We start from the raw sequence: 5535 nt of genomic DNA on the forward strand, positions 1-5535 counted from the left end.
CTCCAACCCACCCACACAGGCCCCACGCGTCACCACCACTCGGGGCCACTTTCTCCCGGCCGTCGCCGCGCCGCTCCGCACCCGGGACAGCCGCACCGAAGCCGCCCGCGGCCGTCCACTGCCGTACTCCGCGACGTACCGACCCGCTTTACGGCACGCCGCGCACCGCCGTGTGTGACGCGCCGCACCACCCGGGAGGGGCTGGGGTTCACTGGGCCGATCGGTGTAGATTCGTGCCCAGTGCCAGACGTCGCTGCTGATGGCGGTCGGGCGGCCCGTACCGCGGACCGGCCGAGGGAGAGAGGGCCTCCGACGGACTGCGTGCTGCGGCCAGGGGACAGGTATGTCCCGGTGGCGGACCCGTCCGAGCGACAGTCCGCCCCGGCGACGGTCATGTCCGGACGATCGGGTAACCGATCACAGGAATGTCCGCGGCCGGGCGTACCGCATCGCGTACACCCGCCCGTACACCCCGCCTGCCCGCGCCGCAGACTGCCGACCGCAACCACCCTCCGACTCCGGGGAGCAGCCCGACATGACGACAGCAGCCACCGGTCAGGACTTCAAGGTCGCCGACCTGTCCCTGGCCGCCTTCGGCCGCAAGGAGATCACCCTCGCCGAGCACGAGATGCCCGGTCTGATGGCGATCCGCAAGGAGTACGCCGAGGCGCAGCCGCTGGCCGGCGCCCGCGTCACCGGCTCGCTGCACATGACCGTGCAGACCGCCGTCCTCATCGAGACCCTGGTTGCCCTCGGCGCCGAGGTCCGCTGGGCTTCCTGCAACATCTTCTCCACCCAGGACCACGCCGCCGCGGCCATCGCCGTCGGCCCGAACGGCACCCCCGACGACCCCCAGGGCGTCCCGGTCTTCGCCTGGAAGGGCGAGACCCTGGAGGAGTACTGGTGGTGCACCGAGCAGGCCCTGACCTGGCCGAACTCGCCCACCGGCGGCCCGAACATGATCCTGGACGACGGCGGTGACGCCACCCTCCTCGTCCACAAGGGCGTCGAGTACGAGAAGGCCGGCAAGGCCCCCTCCGTCGACACCGCCGAGAGCGACGAGCACCGCGCCATCCTGGAGCTGCTCAACCGCACCCTGGCCGAGTCGCCGAAGAAGTGGACCGAGCTGTCCTCGGAGATCCGTGGTGTCACCGAGGAGACCACGACCGGTGTGCACCGTCTGTACGAGATGCACCGTGACGGCACCCTTCTCTTCCCGGCGATCAACGTGAACGACGCCGTGACGAAGTCGAAGTTCGACAACAAGTACGGCTGCCGGCACTCGCTGATCGATGGCATCAACCGGGCCACCGATGTCCTGATCGGCGGCAAGACCGCCGTGGTGTGCGGTTACGGCGATGTGGGCAAGGGCTGTGCGGAGTCGCTGCGTGGCCAGGGCGCCCGGGTGATCGTCACCGAGATCGACCCGATCTGCGCGCTGCAGGCGGCGATGGACGGTTACCAGGTCACCACGCTGGACGAGGTGGTCGAGACGGCGGACATCTTCGTCACCACGACCGGCAACAAGGACATCATCATGGCCTCGGACATGGCCAAGATGAAGCACCAGGCGATCGTGGGCAACATCGGCCACTTCGACAACGAGATCGACATGGCCGGGCTGGCCGCCATCGAGGGCATCGTCAAGGACGAGGTCAAGCCGCAGGTGCACACCTGGACCTTCCCCGACGGCAAGGTCCTGATCGTGCTGTCCGAGGGCCGTCTGCTGAACCTGGGCAACGCGACCGGCCACCCGTCGTTCGTGATGTCCAACTCGTTCGCTGACCAGACGCTGGCCCAGATCGAGCTGTTCACCAAGCCCGAGCAGTACCCGACCGACGTCTACGTGCTGCCCAAGCACCTGGACGAGAAGGTCGCCCGGCTCCACCTGGACTCCCTGGGCGTCAAGCTCACCGAGCTCCGCCCGGAGCAGGCCGCCTATATCGGCGTCGAGGTCGAGGGCCCGTACAAGCCGGACCACTACCGCTACTGACGGCCACCGGCTGCGCCACCGCTTGATCCAGGCCCCCGTCCCCAGGGCGGGGGCCTGGCCCGTCCGGGCCCTTGCGTAGCCTCGTCGGCAGCCCCCTTCGCGGGACGCCCTGACGGAACCACTGAAGGACCCCCATGCCCCGCGGCCGCTACTCGCTGCACGACCCGCACGATCACACCCCCCTCGGTGAAGAGCACTTCCACTGCGCCACCGGCCCCTCCGGCTGGCGTTACGTCTCGCAGATCACCACCCCCTCCGGCGATCACGCCGGCTCCGTCGACCTCACCCTCGATGAGCTCGGCCGCCCCATCCGCCTGGAACTCCACGCCGCGTCCTGGCAGGTACGCGGCGCCGCGCTCGACGGCGTCACCTGGGTCCGTACCGACCCCTCCGGCACGCACGCCACCGAAGGCAACGTCCCCGCCCACTCCTTCACCGGCGCGTCCCCCGCTTTCCTCATCGCCACCGCCCGGCTGCTGCGCCCCGCCCCCGGCTCCGGAGCCGTCCGCACCCGGCTCGTGGCCTTCACACCTCCCGTCCTCGCGCCCCGCACGCTCGACCAGTCCTGGGCCCTGGTGAACAGGACAGCACACACCACTGACAACGGCCCGCTGACTGTGGACGAGTACCAGGTCAACGACCTGGAGACCGGCGAACAGCACGCTGTCCACCTCGCCGGCGACGTGGTCCTCTCGGCCCCCGGCATCGAGCTCGAAGACCTCGAATCCCCGCCGTCGACCTTCACTACCGAGACGGATTTCTGAGCCGCAGCTGCCGCTCTGAGCCGAACCGCGGCCCGGCTGCCCGCTGTCGGCTCAGGCGGGCGGTGCGAACCCCGTCGCACGGCCGGTGTCCGATCCGTTCGCGGACGCCGACGCTTCGGGCGCTGCGGGAGTTGCGGGTGCTGCCGGTTCTGCGGGGTGTGTGGGTACCGCGGGGCTCGCGGTGGCTGTGGCCCCGGCCGCCCCCGCATCCGGCGCGGCCGCTCCCGCCGACCGATTGGTGCCACCCGACCGGTCCGTTCCCGCCGACCGGTCCGCTCCGAACGCCCGCCGCGCTTCCCGTCCCTGCCGTTCGACCACCACCGCCGACAGATAGGCGGCCGGATGCACGTCCTGCGGCGGCACCGTCCCCGTCCACCGCACGAAGTCCTCGGCGAGCTGCCCGGCCATCCGCCACCCGACCTGCGGATCCAGCTGCCCCGCCCGAGCCAGGTACTGCCGTACGGTCAGCCACCAGCTGTCCGGTACGCGCGACAGATCCAGTGCCCCGAGCTGGCCCATGAGCCACGGCGGCGGAGGCGGCAGCGCAGCCCCGCCCTGCGGCACCGGTACCCGCTCCCGTACGACGACTGTGCCCGCGAACACATCCCCCAGGCGTCGCCCGCGTGCCGACACCAGGGAGGCAATGCACGCCACGATGCCCATCGTCAGCACGATCTCGATGGCCCCCATCGCCCCGCGCACCAGCGCGTGCCGGAAGCGGATCGGACCACCGTCCTCGCGCACCACACGGAGCCCGCACGCGAGCTTCCCCAGGGAGCGGCCGTGGCTCAGCGTCTCGACAACGATCGGAATCCCGACCAGTACGAGCAGAAACGCCGCCACCGAGAGGGCCGCCAGCGCGGCCGAGTCCAGCGAGCCCGTCGCCGCGAACAGCGCCACGGAGATCAGGATGTAGGCGGTCCAGGTCACGGCGAGATCGATGAGCACCGCCAGGGCCCGGCTCGGCAGCCTGGCAGGCCGCAGCCCGAGTACGACCGCTTCACCCGTCACCAGCTCGTTCATCCCCGCCGTCCTCTCGCCTGCGTCCCCGCCCGCTGCCGGCACCGCCAGTCTGCCAAGCCGGTACGACAATGGGCCCAGTACGTTCATCATGAGGACCAAGACCGTCACATGGGGACGAGGAGCGCTACTGAATGGACCTCGATGTCTTCGTCACCGCGCACCGCGCCGAGTGGGACCGCCTCGACACCCTGGTACGCCGCAAGCGCCGCCTCTCGGGCGCCGAGGCCGACGAACTGATCACCCTGTACCAGCGCGCCACCACGCACCTCTCGCTGCTCCAGTCCACCGCACCGGACCCCGCCGTGACCGGCCGGCTGACCTCCCTGGTGGCCCGCGCGCGCAGCGCCGTGACGGGCGCGCGCAAAGCGTCCTGGCGCGACGCCGCCCGCTTCTTCACGACCTCATTCCCCGCCGCTCTCTACCGTCTCCGGCACTGGTGGATACCCACCGCGGTCCTCTCCACCGTGGTCGCGGCCCTCATCGGCTGGTGGATCGCCGTGCACCCGGAGGTCCAGGCATCCATCGGGGCCCCCGACGCCCTACGGGAGATGACCAGACCGGGCGGCAAGTACGAGACGTATTACTCCAGCCACCCCGCCGCCTCCTTCGCGGCCCAGGTCTGGACGAACAACGCCCAGGCGGCCGCGCTCTGCTTGGTCCTCGGCGCTTTCCTGTGCGTACCGGTGCTCTGGATCCTCTTTCAGAACATGCTCAACGTGGGCGTCGGCATCGGCCTCATGGCATCCGCCGGCCGCCTCGACACGTTCCTCGGCCTGATCCTTCCGCACGGCCTGCTGGAGCTGACAGCCGTATTCGCCGCCGGGGGAGTGGGCCTCAAGCTCGGCTGGACGGTGATCGACCCGGGGCCGCGCACCCGACGGAACGCCCTCGCCGAGGAAGGGCGCGCGGCACTGGGCGTGGCCCTGGGACTGGCCGCCGTGCTCCTCGTCTCCGGAGCCATCGAAGGCTTCGTCACCCCGTCCGGCCTGCCGACCTGGGTCCGCATCGGCATCGGCATCGTCGCTGAGCTGGCGTTCTTCGCGTACGTCTACGGGCCCGGCCGCCGCGCTGCCCGAGCGGGCGAGACCGGCGACGTCGAGCGCTCCGACCGCGACGCCACCCTGCCCACCGCCGCCTGAACGGCAGCCTCCGGAGTCTCGGGACGCCGATGTGCACCGGACACCCCTGAGCTGCTAATCTCCTGTTCATCCGACGAACCCGTTGACACGGGCGACTCGGGGGGGTAGATTCTAACGGTTGCCGGGAGCTGGACAAGCTCCCCCGCGACAGCTAACATCTACTGCGCTCCGGCCGAAATTTAATTCGGCGGAGACCTTCCGATCTCTTATCGGGAACGTCAGGTCGACCAAATCGACGAAAGCGCTTCTGATAAAGTCGGAGCCGCCGAAAGGCAAAAGGCCAATCCAAAGGCCACCAGAAACAAAATTCGAGCCGGAAACGGCACGGACCGGATCTGGTAAAGTCGGAAAAGCTGAAAGGGAAAGCCCGAAAGGGCCGGACCGGAAAGCAACCCCGCTCCAGCAGGGGGCCGGATCACTGAAAAGGATCTGGTAAGGTTGGAACCGCGAAGAAGCCGAAAGGCGGAAACGCACCGGCGAAAATCGGGCCCGCAAGGATCTGATAGAGTCGGAAACGCAAGACCGAAGGGAAGCGCCCGGAGGAAAGCCCGCGAGGGTGAGTACAAAGGAAGCGTCCGTTCCTTGAGAACTCAACAGCGTGCCAAAAGTCAACGCC

At 69.4% G+C, this 5535-nt stretch carries 5 protein-coding genes; 3 read left to right on the forward strand and 2 right to left on the reverse strand.

Annotated features, from left to right (window positions below; genetic code table 11):
• Nucleotides 1-535: 535 nt before the first annotated feature.
• Nucleotides 536-1993, forward strand: a complete 1458-nt coding sequence (gene ahcY / locus CCS38_RS00495) for an adenosylhomocysteinase (RefSeq protein WP_223731177.1) — start codon at nucleotides 536-538, stop codon at nucleotides 1991-1993.
• A 134-nt stretch (nucleotides 1994-2127) separates the two neighbouring features.
• Nucleotides 2128-2757, forward strand: a complete 630-nt coding sequence (locus CCS38_RS00500; RefSeq protein ID WP_223731178.1) for a hypothetical protein — start codon at nucleotides 2128-2130, stop codon at nucleotides 2755-2757.
• A 51-nt stretch (nucleotides 2758-2808) separates the two neighbouring features.
• On the opposite strand, the gene CCS38_RS00505 is transcribed toward CCS38_RS00500, so the two are convergent.
• Complete coding sequence (locus tag CCS38_RS00505) at nucleotides 2809-3780, reverse strand: RDD family protein (RefSeq protein ID WP_223731179.1); 972 nt, start codon at nucleotides 3778-3780, stop codon at nucleotides 2809-2811.
• Nucleotides 3781-3911: 131 nt separating this feature from the next.
• On the opposite strand from CCS38_RS00505, the gene CCS38_RS00510 reads away from it, so the two are divergent.
• Entirely contained in the window at nucleotides 3912-4919 is a 1008-nt protein-coding gene (locus CCS38_RS00510; RefSeq protein ID WP_223731180.1) for a stage II sporulation protein M, read from the forward strand.
• 415 nt (nucleotides 4920-5334) lie between these two features.
• On the opposite strand, the gene CCS38_RS00515 is transcribed toward CCS38_RS00510, so the two are convergent.
• Nucleotides 5335-5535, reverse strand: a 201-nt coding sequence (locus CCS38_RS00515) for a hypothetical protein (RefSeq protein WP_223731181.1), incomplete at its 5' end; no start/stop codon positions are given.

The sequence above is a fragment of the Streptomyces purpurogeneiscleroticus genome, assembly GCF_020024005.1.
In the GTDB taxonomy this organism is placed as follows: Bacteria; Actinomycetota; Actinomycetes; order Streptomycetales; family Streptomycetaceae; genus Streptomyces; species Streptomyces purpurogeneiscleroticus.

Bases quoted from the DNA above. Each gene is read 5' to 3' on its own strand.
- ahcY (WP_223731177.1), top strand. From the start codon at position 536: ATGACGACAGCAGCCACCGGTCAGGACTTCAAGGTCGCCGACCTGTCC.
- CCS38_RS00500 (WP_223731178.1), top strand. From the start codon at position 2,128: ATGCCCCGCGGCCGCTACTCGCTGCACGACCCGCACGATCACACCCCC.
- CCS38_RS00505 (WP_223731179.1), bottom strand. From the start codon at position 3,780: ATGAACGAGCTGGTGACGGGTGAAGCGGTCGTACTCGGGCTGCGGCCT.
- CCS38_RS00510 (WP_223731180.1), top strand. From the start codon at position 3,912: ATGGACCTCGATGTCTTCGTCACCGCGCACCGCGCCGAGTGGGACCGC.